Annotated in this window: 18 protein-coding genes; 15 read left to right on the plus strand and 3 right to left on the minus strand. The window is 61.1% G+C overall.

The window, feature by feature from the left end:
* Nucleotides 1-21: 21 nt before the first annotated feature.
* The 6 genes from hslU (at nucleotide 22) to A462_RS01925 (ending at nucleotide 7,295) form a co-directional block, all read left to right on the plus strand.
* On the plus strand, nucleotides 22-1,359 hold the full coding sequence (gene hslU / locus A462_RS01950) for an ATP-dependent protease ATPase subunit HslU (RefSeq protein WP_008439258.1): 1,338 nt from the start codon (nucleotides 22-24) through the stop codon (nucleotides 1,357-1,359).
* Nucleotides 1,360-1,521: 162 nt separating this feature from the next.
* A complete protein-coding gene (locus A462_RS01945) occupies nucleotides 1,522-1,899 on the plus strand; it encodes a gamma-butyrobetaine hydroxylase-like domain-containing protein (protein WP_003209319.1) in 378 nt (125 codons plus the stop codon).
* Between the two features lie 249 nt (nucleotides 1,900-2,148).
* Entirely contained in the window at nucleotides 2,149-3,828 is a 1,680-nt protein-coding gene (phaC, locus tag A462_RS01940) for a class II poly(R)-hydroxyalkanoic acid synthase (RefSeq protein WP_003209318.1), read from the plus strand.
* 189 nt (nucleotides 3,829-4,017) lie between these two features.
* A complete protein-coding gene (phaZ, locus tag A462_RS01935; RefSeq protein WP_003209316.1) occupies nucleotides 4,018-4,863 on the plus strand; it encodes a poly(3-hydroxyalkanoate) depolymerase in 846 nt (281 codons plus the stop codon).
* 101 nt (nucleotides 4,864-4,964) lie between these two features.
* Complete coding sequence (gene phaC, locus A462_RS01930; protein ID WP_008439266.1) at nucleotides 4,965-6,647, plus strand: class II poly(R)-hydroxyalkanoic acid synthase; 1,683 nt, start codon at nucleotides 4,965-4,967, stop codon at nucleotides 6,645-6,647.
* Nucleotides 6,648-6,674: 27 nt separating this feature from the next.
* On the plus strand, nucleotides 6,675-7,295 hold the full coding sequence (locus tag A462_RS01925; protein WP_008439270.1) for a TetR/AcrR family transcriptional regulator: 621 nt from the start codon (nucleotides 6,675-6,677) through the stop codon (nucleotides 7,293-7,295).
* Nucleotides 7,296-7,466: 171 nt separating this feature from the next.
* Here the strand turns inward: A462_RS01925 and A462_RS01920 are convergent, their stop codons facing one another.
* From A462_RS01920 to A462_RS01910, 3 genes are all read right to left on the minus strand, one after another.
* A complete protein-coding gene (locus tag A462_RS01920; protein ID WP_008439271.1) occupies nucleotides 7,467-8,489 on the minus strand; it encodes a phasin family protein in 1,023 nt (340 codons plus the stop codon).
* A 12-nt stretch (nucleotides 8,490-8,501) separates the two neighbouring features.
* The gene (locus A462_RS01915; RefSeq protein WP_003209309.1) at nucleotides 8,502-8,924 is read right to left on the minus strand and encodes a phasin family protein; all 423 of its coding nucleotides are present in this window, start codon (nucleotides 8,922-8,924) and stop codon (nucleotides 8,502-8,504) included.
* A gap of 105 nt (nucleotides 8,925-9,029) precedes the next feature.
* Entirely contained in the window at nucleotides 9,030-9,305 is a 276-nt protein-coding gene (locus A462_RS01910; RefSeq protein ID WP_008439272.1) for a polyhydroxyalkanoic acid system family protein, read from the minus strand.
* A 143-nt stretch (nucleotides 9,306-9,448) separates the two neighbouring features.
* Here A462_RS01910 and ubiE point away from each other — a divergent pair, with 143 nt between their 5' ends.
* From ubiE to A462_RS01865, 9 genes are read left to right on the plus strand one after another with little or no spacing between them, the layout of a single operon-like run.
* Entirely contained in the window at nucleotides 9,449-10,219 is a 771-nt protein-coding gene (gene ubiE / locus A462_RS01905) for a bifunctional demethylmenaquinone methyltransferase/2-methoxy-6-polyprenyl-1,4-benzoquinol methylase UbiE (RefSeq protein WP_003209306.1), read from the plus strand.
* Nucleotides 10,219-10,842 carry a ubiquinone biosynthesis accessory factor UbiJ gene (locus A462_RS01900; RefSeq protein WP_003209304.1) on the plus strand — a complete coding sequence of 208 codons (624 nt, stop codon included), beginning with the start codon at nucleotides 10,219-10,221 and terminating at the stop codon, nucleotides 10,840-10,842. The genes ubiE and A462_RS01900 overlap by 1 nt, the downstream gene beginning before the upstream one ends.
* A complete protein-coding gene (ubiB, locus tag A462_RS01895) occupies nucleotides 10,839-12,443 on the plus strand; it encodes a ubiquinone biosynthesis regulatory protein kinase UbiB (RefSeq protein ID WP_003209302.1) in 1,605 nt (534 codons plus the stop codon). The genes A462_RS01900 and ubiB overlap by 4 nt, the downstream gene beginning before the upstream one ends.
* A 41-nt stretch (nucleotides 12,444-12,484) precedes the next feature.
* The gene (hisI, locus tag A462_RS01890) at nucleotides 12,485-12,877 is read left to right on the plus strand and encodes a phosphoribosyl-AMP cyclohydrolase (protein WP_003209300.1); all 393 of its coding nucleotides are present in this window, start codon (nucleotides 12,485-12,487) and stop codon (nucleotides 12,875-12,877) included.
* 2 nt (nucleotides 12,878-12,879) lie between these two features.
* Entirely contained in the window at nucleotides 12,880-13,212 is a 333-nt protein-coding gene (locus A462_RS01885) for a phosphoribosyl-ATP diphosphatase (RefSeq protein ID WP_008439273.1), read from the plus strand.
* A 25-nt stretch (nucleotides 13,213-13,237) separates the two neighbouring features.
* The gene (locus A462_RS01880; protein ID WP_003209298.1) at nucleotides 13,238-13,516 is read left to right on the plus strand and encodes a twin-arginine translocase TatA/TatE family subunit; all 279 of its coding nucleotides are present in this window, start codon (nucleotides 13,238-13,240) and stop codon (nucleotides 13,514-13,516) included.
* Nucleotides 13,517-13,526: 10 nt separating this feature from the next.
* Nucleotides 13,527-13,973, plus strand: a complete 447-nt coding sequence (gene tatB / locus A462_RS01875; RefSeq protein ID WP_008439274.1) for a Sec-independent protein translocase protein TatB — start codon at nucleotides 13,527-13,529, stop codon at nucleotides 13,971-13,973.
* On the plus strand, nucleotides 13,970-14,761 hold the full coding sequence (gene tatC / locus A462_RS01870; protein ID WP_003209295.1) for a twin-arginine translocase subunit TatC: 792 nt from the start codon (nucleotides 13,970-13,972) through the stop codon (nucleotides 14,759-14,761). Before tatB ends, tatC begins: the two co-directional genes overlap by 4 nt.
* Nucleotides 14,758-15,465, plus strand: coding sequence for a 16S rRNA (uracil(1498)-N(3))-methyltransferase (locus A462_RS01865; protein ID WP_003209293.1), 708 nt, complete (start codon nucleotides 14,758-14,760; stop codon nucleotides 15,463-15,465). The genes tatC and A462_RS01865 overlap by 4 nt, the downstream gene beginning before the upstream one ends.
* Nucleotides 15,466-15,472: the final 7 nt, after the last annotated feature.

Here is a 15,472-nt window from a genome sequence, read left to right on the forward strand (position 1 = left end):
GCTTGAGGACCGCCAATTACTATGTCCATGACTCCCCGCGAAATCGTCCATGAACTCAATCGCCATATCATCGGCCAGGACGATGCCAAGCGCGCCGTTGCCATCGCCCTGCGTAACCGCTGGCGCCGGATGCAACTGCCCGAAGAATTGCGCGTTGAAGTAACCCCCAAGAACATCCTGATGATCGGCCCGACCGGTGTCGGTAAAACCGAGATCGCCCGGCGCCTGGCCAAGCTGGCCAATGCGCCGTTCATCAAGGTCGAAGCCACCAAGTTCACCGAAGTGGGCTATGTGGGCCGTGACGTCGAGTCGATCATTCGTGACCTGGCCGACGCTGCCCTGAAGCTGCTGCGCGAACAGGAAATGACCAAGGTCAGCCATCGCGCCGAAGACGCCGCTGAAGAACGCATCCTCGACGCCTTGCTGCCACCGGCACGCATGGGCTTCAACGAAGACGCCGCGCCAAGCTCGGATTCCAACACCCGCCAGCTGTTCCGCAAGCGCCTGCGTGAAGGTCAGCTGGACGACAAGGAAATCGAGATCGAAGTCGCCGAAGTGTCCGGCGTCGACATCTCCGCACCGCCTGGCATGGAAGAAATGACCAGCCAGTTGCAGAACCTGTTCGCCAACATGGGCAAAGGCAAGAAGAAAAGCCGCAAGCTCAAGGTGAAGGAAGCGCTGAAACTGGTGCGCGACGAAGAAGCCGGGCGCCTGGTGAATGAGGAAGAACTCAAGGCCAAGGCCCTGGAAGCGGTCGAGCAGCACGGCATCGTGTTTATCGACGAGATCGACAAGGTGGCCAAGCGCGGTAATTCCGGCGGGGTCGATGTGTCCCGCGAAGGCGTGCAGCGCGACCTGCTGCCGCTGATCGAAGGCTGCACCGTCAACACCAAGCTGGGCATGGTCAAGACCGACCACATCCTGTTTATCGCGTCCGGTGCGTTCCACCTGAGCAAGCCAAGTGACCTGGTGCCGGAGCTGCAAGGCCGTCTGCCGATTCGCGTTGAGCTGAAAGCGCTGACGCCGGGCGACTTCGAACGCATCCTCAGCGAGCCCCACGCGTCGCTGACCGAGCAATACCGCGAGCTGCTGAAAACCGAAGGCCTGGGGATTGAGTTCCTGCCGGACGGTATCAAGCGTCTGGCGGAGATTGCCTGGCAGGTCAACGAGAAGACCGAGAACATCGGTGCCCGTCGCTTGCACACCCTGCTTGAGCGCCTGCTGGAGGAAGTGTCCTTCAGTGCCGGCGACATGGCGGGCGCGCAGAATGGCGAAGCAATCAAGATCGACGCCGACTACGTCAACAGCCACCTGGGCGAATTGGCGCAGAACGAAGATCTGTCTCGTTATATCCTGTAAGCCTCACGCAGGAACCGCTCTGCTTTAATGTGGGAGCGGGCTTGCTCGCGAATGCGGTGGGTCAGTCACAATTGCATGAACTGACCCACCGCATTCGCGAGCAAGCCCGCTCCCACAGTTTAAAGCCGGTTCCTTCAGGATCATCTCTGAGCGGTTCCCCAAATGACCAAACTGCCTACCGCCATCAACCTGCACAAAGCCTCCAGGACCCTGGGCCTCACCTACGGTCCCGACGAGGTGTATCAACTGCCCGCCGAATTCCTTCGCGTGCACTCCCCCTCCGCCGAGGTCCAGGGCCACGGCAAACCGATCCTGCAATTCGGCAAGCTCAATGTCGGCTTGACCAAGATCGAACCCGCCGGCCAATACGCACTGAAATTGACCTTCGACGATGGCCATGACAGCGGATTGTTCACCTGGGACTACCTCTATCAACTGGCCGTGCGTCAGGACGCGCTGTGGGCTGACTATCTTGCCGAGCTGAAAGCCGCCGGAAAAACCCGCGACCCGAGCCAGTCGGTCGTGCGGCTGATGCTCTAGCCCAAGCCTCTTGCTCATTAGTGGGCATTTTCTAATTCCATCTGCTTGAATGCCCCTCTGTCGTGGCCAACGATTGGCCCGCTTGCGAAAAAAATTAAACTCGGGTAACCAATGGAACTGGCAAGTTCCCTGCATTTGACGATGCGGTATTAACGGTCACCCGAGCAGTAGTACCAGGCTGTGCTGTGTGGCAAGTAGTGGTACACAGCGGTACCCGGTACTCGTCTGTCGGACAATGGAGCGTCGTAGATGAGTAACAAGAACAACGATGACTTGAAACGCCAGGCCTCGGAAAACACCCTGGGGCTGAACCCGATCATCGCGTTACGGAAAAAGGATTTACTGGCATCCGCTCGGATGGTGCTGACCCAGGCCATCAAACAACCGTTGCACAGCGTCAAGCATGTCGCCCATTTCGGCGTCGAATTGAAGAACGTGGTGTTCGGCAAATCACAGCTGACACCCGAGGCCGACGACCGTCGTTTCAACGACCCGGCGTGGACTCAGAACCCGCTCTACAAACGTTACCTGCAAACCTACCTGGCGTGGCGCAAGGAGCTGCACGACTGGATCGGTGACAGCAACCTGTCGGAACACGACATCAGCCGCGGCCACTTCGTCATCAACCTGATGACCGAGGCCATGGCGCCCACCAACAGCGCAGCCAACCCGGCGGCGGTCAAACGCTTCTTTGAAACCGGCGGCAAGAGCCTGCTGGATGGCCTGTCCCACCTGGCCAAGGACATGGTGCACAACGGCGGCATGCCGAGCCAGGTCAACATGGGCGCCTTTGAAGTGGGCAAGAGCCTGGGCACCACCGAAGGCGCCGTGGTGTTTCGCAACGATGTGCTGGAACTGATCCAGTACCGGCCGATCACCGAGCAGGTGCACGAACGCCCGCTGCTGGTGGTGCCGCCGCAGATCAACAAGTTCTATGTATTCGACCTGAGCCCGGACAAGAGCCTGGCGCGCTTCTGCCTGCGCAATAACCAGCAGACGTTTATCGTCAGTTGGCGCAACCCGACCAAGGCCCAGCGCGAGTGGGGCCTGTCGACCTACATCGAGGCGCTGAAAGAAGCGGTCGATGTGGTGAGCGCGATCACCGGCAGCAAAGACATCAACATGCTCGGCGCCTGCTCCGGCGGCATCACCTGCACCGCCCTGCTGGGCCACTACGCGGCGCTGGGCGAGAAGAAGGTCAACGCCCTGACCCTGCTGGTGAGCGTGCTGGACACCACCCTGGACACCCAGGTGGCGTTGTTCGTCGACGAACAGACCCTGGAAGCAGCCAAGCGCCATTCCTACCAGGCCGGTGTGCTGGAAGGCCGCGACATGGCCAAGGTGTTTGCCTGGATGCGCCCCAATGACCTGATCTGGAACTACTGGGTCAACAACTACCTGCTGGGCAACGAGCCACCGGTGTTCGACATCCTGTTCTGGAACAACGACACCACCCGCTTGCCGGCCGCGTTCCATGGCGACCTGATCGAACTGTTCAAGAACAATCCCTTGGTGCGGGCCAATGCCCTGGAAGTGTGCGGCACGCCGATCGACCTGAAGCAGGTCACTGCCGATATTTATTCTTTGGCCGGCACCAACGACCACATCACACCGTGGCAGTCCTGCTACAAGTCGGCGCAGCTGTTTGGCGGCAAGGTGGAGTTTGTGCTGTCCAGCAGCGGGCATATCCAGAGCATTCTGAACCCGCCGGGCAATCCCAAATCGCGTTACCAGACCAGCGATACGATGCCGGGCAAGGCCCTGGACTGGCAGGAGAACGCCACCAAGCACACCGATTCGTGGTGGTTGCATTGGCAGGCGTGGCAGGCGGAGCGGTCGGGCAAGTTGAAGAAGGCGCCTGCGAACCTGGGCAACAAGACTTATGCAGCGGCGGAAGCGGCGCCGGGCACTTATGTACATGAACGATAAAGCACACACACTTTTGTGACTGGAACGGTATCAACTGTGGGAGCGGGCTTGCTCGCGAAGGGGGTGTGTCAGTTGATGCATCTAGAGACGGATTCACCGCCTTCGCGAGCAAGTCGAATCGTCGCACCGCCGCTCCCACACTGACCGAGTTCCGACAGGGAATAGCGCGCCACTTTGCAGGGTAAGCCCATGCCGCAACCGTTCATCTTCCGTACCATCGACCTGGATGGCCAAGCCATCCGCACGGCGGTACGCCCGGGCAAGCCTCACTTGACGCCGCTGCTGATTTTCAATGGCATCGGCGCCAACCTTGAGCTGGTGTTTCCGTTCGTCCAGGCCCTGGACCCGGACCTGGAAGTGATTGCCTTTGATGTGCCAGGCGTCGGCGGCTCGTCGACCCCCAGCCGCCCTTATCGCTTTCCCGGCCTGGCCAAACTCACCGCGCGCATGCTCGATTACCTGGACTATGGCCAGGTCAACGCGGTGGGCGTTTCCTGGGGCGGCGCGCTGGCGCAGCAGTTCGCCTATGACTATCCGGAACGCTGCAAGAAGCTGATTCTGGCCGCCACCGCCGCCGGTGCCTTCATGGTGCCGGGCAAGCCGAAGGTCTTGTGGCTGATGGCCAGCCCCCGGCGTTATATCCAACCGTCCCACGTGGTGCGCATTGCACCGATGATCTACGGCGGCTCCTTCCGTCGGGATTCGAAACTGGCCGCCGAACACGCGAGCAAAGTGCGTTCGGCGGGCAAGCTGGGTTACTACTGGCAACTGTTCGCCGGGCTTGGCTGGACCAGCATCCACTGGCTGCACAAGATCAAGCAGCCGACCCTGGTGCTGGCCGGCGACGACGACCCGCTGATCCCGCTGATCAACATGCGCATGCTGGCCTGGCGCATTCCCAACGCCCAACTGCACATCATCGACGACGGCCATCTGTTCCTGATTACCCGGGCCGAGGCCGTGGCGCCGATCATCATGAAGTTTCTCCAGGAGGAACGCCTGAGGGCGGTGATTCACCCGCAACCCGCACTTTAGACGGCAGCGGTCAGGACGACCGCGCCGCGCAACTTGGCCAGAACCGACTATGGTTCTGAATTGGCGTGCTTGTTGATGGCTTGACGAAGGAGTGTTGGCGCATGCGAGAAAGACCCGTATCGAACCCGGTGCCCACACCCGCCGCGTTCATCAATATTGAAAGTGCGATCACCGGCCTGCGCGGCCGGGATTTGCTCTCGACCCTGCGCAGCGTCGCCGCACACGGCTTGCGCAATCCGGTGCACACCGCCCGCCACGCCTTGAAGTTGGGCGGGCAATTGGGCCGCGTGCTGCTCGGGGAAACGGTGCACGAGCCGAACCCGAAGGACAGCCGCTTCGCCGACCCGACCTGGCAGCTCAACCCGTTTTATCGGCGCAGCCTGCAAGCCTACCTGAGCTGGCAAAAACAGACTCGCCACTGGATCGACGACAGCAACCTCAGCGCCGACGACCAGGCGCGGGCGCACTTTGCCTTTGCCCTGCTCAACGATGCGGTGTCGCCATCCAACACCCTGCTCAACCCGCTGGCGATCAAGGAGCTGCTCAACTCCGGCGGCAACAGCGTGGTGCGTGGCGTCAGCAACCTGTTCGACGACCTGCTGCACAACAACGGCTTGCCGCGCCAGGTCACCAAGCAGGCCTTTGAAGTCGGCAAGACGGTGGCCACCACACCCGGTTCGGTGGTGTTTCGCAATGAACTGCTGGAGCTGATCCAGTACAAGCCCATGAGCGAAAAACAGTACGCCAAGCCGCTGCTGGTGGTGCCGCCGCAAATCAACAAGTACTACATTTTCGACCTGAGCCCGAACAACAGCTTCGTCCAGTTCGCCCTGAAAAATGGCCTGCAAGTGTTTATGGTCAGCTGGCGCAACCCGGATGTACGCCACCGCGAATGGGGCTTGTCCACCTACGTCGCGGCTTTGGAAGAAGCGCTGAACGTAACCCGCGCAATCACCGGCGCCCGTGAGGTCAACCTGATGGGCGCCTGCGCCGGTGGCCTGACCATCGCCGCGCTGCAAGGCCATCTGCAGGCCAAGCGCCAGCTGCGCCGCATCTCCAGCGCCAGCTACCTGGTGAGCCTGCTGGACAGCCAGATCGACAGCCCCGCCACCCTGTTCGCCGACGAACAGACGCTGGAAGCCGCCAAGCGCCGCTCTTACCAGCAAGGCGTACTCGACGGCCGGGACATGGCCAAGGTATTCGCCTGGATGCGTCCCAACGACCTGATCTGGAACTACTGGATCAACAATTACCTGCTGGGCAAGGAACCGCCGGCCTTCGACATCCTGTACTGGAACAACGACAACACCCGCCTGCCCGCCGCGCTGCACGGCGACTTGCTGGACTTCTTCAAGCACAACCCGCTGAGCCATCCCGGCGGCCTGGAGGTGTGCGGCACGCCCGTCGACTTACAGAAAGTCACGGTGGACAGTTTCAGCGTGGGCGGCATCAACGACCACATCACGCCGTGGGACGCGGTGTACCGCTCCACCCAGCTGCTGGGCGGCGACAAGCGCTTCATTCTGTCCAACAGCGGGCATGTCCAGAGCATCCTCAACCCGCCGGGCAACCCCAAGGCCAACTACGTCGAGAACCTCAAGCTGAGCAGCGACCCGCGCGCCTGGTACTACGACGCCAATCATGTCGAGGGCAGCTGGTGGCCCAACTGGCTGGCGTGGATCCAGCAGCGCTCCGGTGTACAGCGCGAAACACTGACCGCCCTGGGCAACCAGAATTACCCACCGATGGAAGCGGCGCCGGGCACCTATGTGCGAGTCCGCTGAGCCCCACGACGACTTTAAGAAGACTGGATGAAGACCCGCGACCGTATCCTTGAATGTGCCTTGCAGTTGTTCAACCACAAGGGCGAGCCGAACGTGTCGACCATGGAGGTGGCCAATGAAATGGGGATCAGCCCCGGCAATCTCTATTACCACTTCCATGGCAAGGAACCGTTGGTGCTCGGGCTGTTCGAGCGCTTTCAAAACGAATTGGCGCCGTTGCTCGATCCGCCGGAAGACGCACAACTGGCGGCCGAGGATTACTGGCTGTTCCTGCACCTGATCGTGGAGCGCATGGCGCACTATCGGTTTCTGTTCCAGGACCTGTCGAACCTGGCGGGCCGCTTGCCGAAACTAGCCAAGGGCATCCGCAACCTGCTGACGGCGCTCAAGCGCACGCTGGCCTCGTTGCTGGCCCGCCTCAAGACGGATGGGCAACTGGTCAGTGAAACCCAGGCGCTGGGGCAGTTGGTGGAACAGATCACCATGACCTTGCTGTTTTCCCTGGACTACCAGCGGATTCTCGACCGAGCAGGTGAGGTGCGGGTGGTGGTGTACCAGATCATGATGCTGGTGGCCCCGCATCTGCTGATGCCGGCGAGGCTGGCGACAGAGAGGTTGGCGCTGCGCTACCTGGACGACGCGGACTAAAATGTGGGAGCGGGCTTGCTCGCGAAAGCGGAGTGTCAGTCAATACATGTGTGACTGATCCACCGCTTTCGCGAGCAAGCCCGCTCCCACATTGGATTTGTGTTGTTCTGTAGATTCCATAAAAAACGCCCGACCTTCGCAGGCCGGGCGTTTTTATGTGTCCCGTAAAAATCAGGACTGACTGGTAGGCGTCGGGGTTGCCGGCGTTGCAGTCGGGGTAGCAGCAGGCGTCGGTGGCGTGACCGAGTTGGTCGCCGGCGCTGCAGTTGCAGGCTTGGCCGCTACCGCTGGCTTCGGCGCTGCTGGCTTTTTGGCTACGGCCGGCTTCTTCGCCGCAGCCGGTTTTGCAGCTGGCTTGGCCGCTGCAGGTTTTGCAGCCGCAGGCTTGGCGGCGGGTTTGGCAGCAACCGGCTTGGCTGCAGGTTTCGCAGCGGCTGGCTTGGCAGCAGGCTTCGCTGCAGCAGGTTTGGCGGCGGCGGTTTTCACCGCTGGCTTGGCTGCTGCTTTTGCTGCCGGCTTGGCTGCAGGTTTCGCCGCAGGTTTTGCAGCTGCTTTAGCGGCCACTGGTTTAGCGGCAGGCTTGGCGGCCGGTTTAGCCGCTGCGGTTTTCGCCGCAGGCTTGGCAGCCGGTTTTGCAGCAGCTTTGGCCGGCGCCTTGGCGGCTGGCTTGGCTGCCGGTTTGGCGGCGGCCTTGACCAGCGGTTTAGCGGCGGTTTTAGCAGCAGGCTTGGCCGCTGCAGTTTTCGCCGCAGGCTTGGCAGCCGGTTTAGCCGCTGCAGTTTTAGCCGCAACTGGCGCAGCTTTAAGGCCGGTGAGTTTTTCGATTTGCCTGGTCAAGGTATCGACCTTGCTGTGCAGCGCTTTCACTTCAGTACGGCTAGGTACGCCGAGTCGCGAAATGGCACTGTTCAGGCGCTTGTCAAAAGCCCCTTCCAGTTCGCCCCACTTGTCGCTGATACGTGATTTGGCAGAACCGGCGGAAGCCTTTGCCGCATCGACTTGTTTACCCACTGTGCTCTTGGTCAACTTCTCGGCCTTCTCGCCGTCCTTAACCAAAGTCTCGAAGTATTTACCGCCGTCACTGCTCACCTTCGAGTACACGCCTAAACCGGCCAGCCAGATCTTGCGGGAGTATTTTTCAACTTCCCCGATCCACGAGCTGCCTTCTTTATCAGTAGTCTTTTTACCAGCCATCCCGTTGTCTCCTTAGTGTTTACGCGCGACACGTTCGAGCAATGCCGTCAGCTCATCGAGCTTAGCAGAGAGTGTCTCCACGTCATGTTTAGACGGAATGCCGATCCGATTCAAGGCACTTCCAACACGACTATCAAAAGCGCTTTCAACTTTATCCAGTTGCACTTCGACTCGACCTTTGATGCCGAAGACTTCGCTCTTGACTTGATCAATCTGACTGTTGGCTGCATCAAGTTGTTCAATCACAACTTTTTTGCCTTTACTTTCAACATGTTGACCAGTCTTAACCAGCTCTTTGAAGTACTCGGCGCCCTCGCTTCCGACCTTGGCGTAAGCCCCCAAACCGGCCAGCCAGATCTTGCGGGCATAGGATTTAACGTCAGTCAGGGCGTTAGTTCCGGTAGCAATTTTTTTCTTCAAAATAACTTTGGCCATGGTGCACCTCACGCATAAAGGGGGGAGGAACTGCCCACAGAAGTTGGGGGCTTGGGCACAAAGTAGGCAGAAAAATTAGAATCGGCACCCTAAGAAGGTCGCAAATCAGGCCAGGGCTTTATCCAGTGCCTTCTCGATTTCGGACTTGATGGTGCCACTCATGGCCGACATCAACAGGCCCAGTTCGACTTCAATCCGCAGGGAATCTTCCGCCACTTTCACGGTGCCTTTAACGCCCGAACGTTTGAGGTTCAGTGTGTCGCCGGCCCAGGAAGACTCCAGGCCATATTGCTCCTTGAGTTTGCTCGCCAACTTGTCGGCTTTTTCTCGCGCAGCGTCTTTGCCCAGTGTGTGGGCACGTTCAACCTGTATACGGGCCATTTGAATGACTCCTCGTTATAGAGACTTGTCGACCCGCCATGCGGCAAAAGGTCTCGGTGACCACCTATCTTACCTTCAGCCTTGCCAAGACAAAGCATGCCTTGGGGATTAGAATGCCCCCATTCTCTTTTGGTGACAGCGATATGACTGATCAGCGCAAAGGCAGCGATGCCGAACCCACCACTCACTTCGGCTTCAAGAACGTCCCGGAAAGCCAGAAAGCGGAAAAAGTCGCCGAGGTGTTCCACTCGGTCGCCGCCAAGTACGACTTGATGAACGACGTGCTCTCCGGCGGCATGCACCGTCTGTGGAAGCGCTTCACCATTGAGTTGTCGGGTGTACGCACCGGCAACCGTGTGCTGGATATCGCAGGCGGCACGGGCGACCTGGCCGCCAAGTTCTCCAAGCTGGTGGGCCCCACCGGGCAGGTGGTACTGGCCGACATCAACGGCTCGATGCTCAAGGTCGGTCGTGATCGCCTGCTGGACAAAGGTGTGGCGGGCAATATCGAGTTCGTCCAGGCCGACGCTGAAAAGCTGCCGTTCCCGGACAACCACTTCGACTGCGTGACCATCGCCTTCGGCCTGCGTAACGTGACCCACAAGGAAGACGCACTGCGCTCGATGCTGCGCGTACTCAAGCCCGGCGGTCGCCTGCTGGTGCTGGAGTTCTCCAAGCCGACCAACGCACTGATGTCCAAGGTCTACGACACCTACTCGTTCGCCTTCATGCCGTTGATGGGCAAGCTGATCACCAATGACGCCGAAAGCTACCGCTACCTGGCCGAATCGATCCGCATGCACCCGAACCAGGAAACCCTGAAGTCGATGATGGTAGAGGCCGGTTTCGACCGCGTGACCTACCACAACATGACCTCGGGCATCGTCGCCCTGCACCGCGGCATCAAGCCCTGATGCTGTTCGCAGGCCTTCTCGCCAGCGTCGAACACGGCCTCAACCGTGTACTGCGCCTGGACAGCACCGCCCTGGCACGGCTGGCGCACCTGAACGGCAGGATCATCGCCGTCGACTGCACCAGCCCCGCCTTGCAGCTGTTTATCCTGCCCAGCGATGAAGGCCTGTTGCTGGCGTCCCACTGGGCCGCCGACGCCGACTGCACCCTGCGTGCTTCCGGCTCAAGCCTGCTGCGCCTGGCCCTGAGCCGGGACAAGACGGCGATCCTCCACGGCCCGGACGTGGAACTTGAAGGCGACAGCGCGGTGCTGATGGACCTGGCCGCCGTGCTGCAAGACCTGGAACTGGACTGGGAATACGAGCTGTCACGTTGGCTCGGCCCGGTGGCCACCCAACTGATCAGCGGTCATCTGCGCAGCCGCACGCGCTGGTACCAGCAGGGTTTCGCCAGCCTGAACCAGAACCTCGCCGAATACCTGAGCGAAGAATCGCGCACCCTGGTCGGACAACGGGAAGCGGAAGCGCGCTTTCGCGAACTCGACCAGGCCAAACTCGACCTGGAACGACTTGAGGCGCGCTTCGAGCGCCTGAGCCGCTCCCTTGATTCAAGCGATAACGCATGAAGCTGCTCGCCGTCCGCCGTTTGTTTCGTATCCAGCGCGTCGTAATCCGCTACCGCCTCGATGACCTGCTGTTCGCCCTGCCGCTGCCGTGGTTTCTGCTGGCGGTGCGCTATGTGCTGCCGTGGCGCTGGTTCCCGCGCAAGACCCTCGAGCTGAGCCGTGGCGCGCGCCTGCGCCTGGCGTTGCAGGACCTGGGGCCGATCTTCATCAAGTTCGGGCAGATCCTCTCCACCCGCCGCGACCTGTTGCCCGAAGATATCGCCGACGAGCTGATGCTGTTGCAGGACCGCGTGCCACCGTTCGACTCGCAACTGGCAGTCACGCTGATTGAAGAACAGCTGGGCAAGAAGATCAGCGAAGTCTTCAGCCGCTTCGACATCGCGCCGCTGGCCTCGGCCTCGGTGGCCCAGGTGCATGCCGCGCAACTGAAAAGCGGCGAAGAAGTGGTGGTGAAGGTGATCCGCCCGGGCCTCAAGCCGATCATCGGCCAGGACCTGGCGTGGCTGTTCATCCTCGCCCGCGCCGCCGAGCGCTTCTCTGCCGATGCGCGCCTGCTGCACCCGGTGGACGTGGTGCTGGACTACGAAAAAACCATCTACGACGAACTCGACCTGCTGCGCGAAGCGGCCAACGCCAGCCAGCTCAAGCGCAACTTCGAAGGCTCGCAGCTGCTGTACGTGCCGCAAGTCTATTGGGACTGGTGCCGCCCGAAAGTGCTGGTGATGGAGCGCATCTACGGCGTGCAGGTCACCGACCTCGCGACCCTGGCCGACCAGCGCACCGACATGAAGATGCTTGCCGAGCGCGGCGTGGAAATTTTCTTCACCCAGGTATTCCGCGACAGCTTCTTCCATGCCGACATGCACCCCGGCAACATCTTCGTCAGCACCGTGAACCCGTGGAGCCCGCAGTACATTGCGATCGACTGCGGCATCGTCGGCAGCCTGACCCCGGAAGACCAGGATTACCTGGCGCGCAACCTGTTCGCTTTCTTCAAGCGTGATTACCGCCGCGTGGCGCAGTTGCACATCGATTCGGGCTGGGTGCCGGCCGAAACCAAGCTCAACGAATTCGAAGCGGCGATCCGCACTGTGTGCGAGCCGATCTTTGAAAAACCGTTAAAGGATATTTCCTTCGGTCAGGTGCTGATGCGTCTGTTCCAGACGGCGCGGCGCTTCAATATGGAAGTGCAGCCGCAGCTGGTACTGTTGCAAAAGACCCTGCTGAACATCGAAGGCCTGGGCCGCCAGTTGTACCCGGACCTCGACCTGTGGAACACCGCCCAGCCGTTCCTCGAGCGCTGGATGCGGGACCGTATCAGCCCGAAAACCCTGCTGGGCAACCTGCAAAGCCAGGTCGAGCAACTGCCGCACCTGGCCAACATGACCCGCGACCTGCTGGAGCGCATGTCCCAGCCCCACGCCAAGGACCCCGCACCGCCGTGGCACAAGCGCAAGGACGACTGGTTCCTGCGCCTGCTGGGCGCCGCGCACCTGGTGGGCGGTACGATACTGGCCGCCGGCGGGCCGCTGAATGAACTGGGCCACTGGCCGGCCGGCATCATGGTCGCGGTGGGCGTGTATCTGATCGTGCGTCGATAGCCAATCCGGTTATACACTGTCGCAAATTGCCGGAGCCGAAAATGAAAGACTGGCTGGACGAGATCAAGTGGGACAGTGACGGCCTGGTGCCGGCCATTGCCCAGGACTACAAGACCGGGCGCGTGCTGATGATGGCCTGGATGAACCGCGAGGCCCTGAGCCTGACCGCCGCCGAGAACCGCGCCATCTACTGGTCACGTTCCCGTGGCAAACTGTGGCGCAAGGGCGAAGAGTCCGGGCACGTGCAAACCCTGCATGAGATGCGCATCGACTGCGATGCCGATGTGGTGATCCTCAAGGTCGAGCAGATCGGCGATATCGCCTGTCACACCGGCCGTCACAGCTGCTTCTACCGCGTGTTCCAGAACGGCGAGTGGAAGACCGTCGAGCCAGTGCTCAAAGACCCGCACGCTATCTATTCGGCAGGACACTGAACATGAGCGATACCCTCAACCGTGTGGCCCAGGTGCTGGAAGACCGCAAAGGCGCGGACGCCGACAGCTCCTACGTCGCCAGCCTGTACCACAAGGGTCTGAACAAGATCCTGGAAAAACTCGGCGAAGAATCCGTCGAGACGATTATTGCGGCCAAGGACGCGCAAATCAGCGGCGACTGCAGCGACGTGATCTACGAAACTGCCGACTTGTGGTTCCACAGTCTGGTCATGCTCGCCCAACTGGGGCAGCATCCACAGGCAGTGCTTGATGAACTGGACCGTCGCTTCGGCTTGTCCGGGCATGCCGAAAAGGCCTCGCGCCCGTCCGTCTGACCAACTTTTACAGAGGAATTGCAGCATGGGCATTTTTGACTGGAAACACTGGATCGTCATTCTTGTGGTCGTTGTGCTGGTGTTCGGCACCAAGAAACTGAAAAACCTCGGCACCGACGTCGGTGAATCGATCAAGGGCTTTCGCAAGGCCATGAACGACGACGAAAAGCCTGCCGACCCGGCCGTCAATCCGGTGCCACCGGCGCAGCCTGTACACCCGCAGGCCACTCAGCCGATCACTGAACGTCGCACCTTCGACGTGCAGGCCGAGCACGTCAAAGAGCAGAACCAAAAAGACTCGTGAGTACTGAATAATGTTTGGTATCAGCTTCTCTGAACTGCTGCTCGTCGGCCTCGTGGCCCTGCTGGTACTGGGGCCGGAACGCCTGCCCGGTGCCGCGCGCACGGCCGGCCTGTGGATCGGGCGCCTGAAACGCAGTTTCAACGCCATCAAACAGGAAGTTGAACGGGAAATCGGCGCCGACGAGATTCGCCGGCAACTGCACAACGAACACATTCTGTCGTTGGAGCAGGAGGCACGGAAGATTCTCTCGCCGGTGCAGGAAACGCCCAAGCCGGTCGAGCCTGTGGCCGAGCATTCGATTGCTCCGCCCGCCGCACCCGCGTCTGCACCGGTCGCTGAACCCGTGCACGCCGTCGAGCCTGCGCCCACTGCGCCCGTGACCCCGACCGAACCCGCGCCGACACCTGCCGTGTCGCCCGCGCCCCACGACCCTACATTGCCGCCGCGAGCCCCATGAGCGCTGATAAACCGGAAACCGACCAGCACATGCCACTGGTCTCGCACCTCACCGAGTTGCGCACCCGCCTGCTGCGCTGTGTCGCGGCGATCTTCATCATCTTTGCCGGGCTGTTTGCCTTCACCCAGCAGATCTACACCTTCGTCTCCACGCCGCTGCGCAATTACCTGCCGGCCGGCGCGACGATGATCGCCACCGACGTGTCGTCACCGTTCCTCACGCCGTTGAAGCTGACGATGATGGTTTCGCTGTTCCTGGCGATCCCGGTGATCCTGCATCAGATCTGGGGCTTTATCGCGCCGGGCCTGTACAAGCATGAAAAACGCATCGCCGTGCCGCTGCTGGTGTCGAGCATCCTGCTGTTCTATACCGGGATGGCTTTTGCCTACTTCCTGGTGTTCCCGCTGATCTTCAAGTTCTTCGCCGCCGCCACCCCGGCCGGCGTAGAGATGATGACCGACATCACCAGCTACCTCGACTTCGTGATGACGCTGTTCTTCGCCTTCGGCGTGGCGTTCGAAATCCCGGTGGCCGTGGTGCTGCTGGTGTGGATCGGCGTGGTCGACGTCAAATACCTGAAGAAGATCCGCCCGTACGTGATCATCGGCTGCTTCGTGGTCGGCATGATCCTGACCCCGCCGGACATCTTCTCCCAGACCCTGCTGGCCGTACCGATGTGGATGCTGTTCGAGATTGGCATCCTGTTTGGCAGCCTGGTGAGCAAGCGTGGCGATCACCCCGATGACCAACCCGCCGACGACGACCAGCCGCCAGCGACCCAGCCGTGAACCTGCTGCTGCTTGAGGAGGCCGACTTTATCGCGGCCGACCGGGTGGTGCTGCGTGATCGGCGCCTGGTGCATATGCAGGAAGTCCACCGTGCCGCCGTAGGCGACAGCCTGCGGGTCGGACGCATCGGCGGTTTGATGGGCAACGCGCAGTTGCTGCGCCTGGAAGCCCGGGAAGCCGAGCTGGAAGTCACCTTCGACCAGCCGCCGCCGGCCAAACTGCCCCTGACCCTGCTGCTGGCCCTGCCCCGTCCGAAAATGCTGCGCCGGGTTCTGCAAACCGTGGCGTCCATGGGCGTGCCGCGAGTGGTGCTGGTGAACAGCTATCGCGTGGAAAAAAGCTTCTGGCAGACGCCGTTCCTGGAGCCGGAAGCGATTCGCGAGCAATTGATCCTCGGCCTGGAACAGGCCCGGGACACAGTGCTGCCCGAGATCGTGATCGAAAAGCGCTTCAAGCCATTCGTCGAAGACCGCCTGCCCGCCATGGCGCAAGGCACCCTCGGCCTGATTGGTCACCCTGGCGACTATCCGCCCTGCCCTCGCGGGCTGGATGAGCCGGTCACCCTGGCCATCGGGCCGGAAGGCGGCTGGATTCCCTACGAGGTGGACCTGTTGGCCAAGGCCGGGTTGCAGCCGGTGCAACTCGGCGCGCGCATCCTGAGAGTCGAAACCGCCGTCACCGCATTGCTCGCCCGCCTTTTCTAACACCGCC

Origin of the sequence: Pseudomonas sp. Ag1 (assembly GCF_000278565.1) — a bacterium.
Taxonomy (GTDB): Bacteria; Pseudomonadota; Gammaproteobacteria; order Pseudomonadales; family Pseudomonadaceae; genus Aquipseudomonas.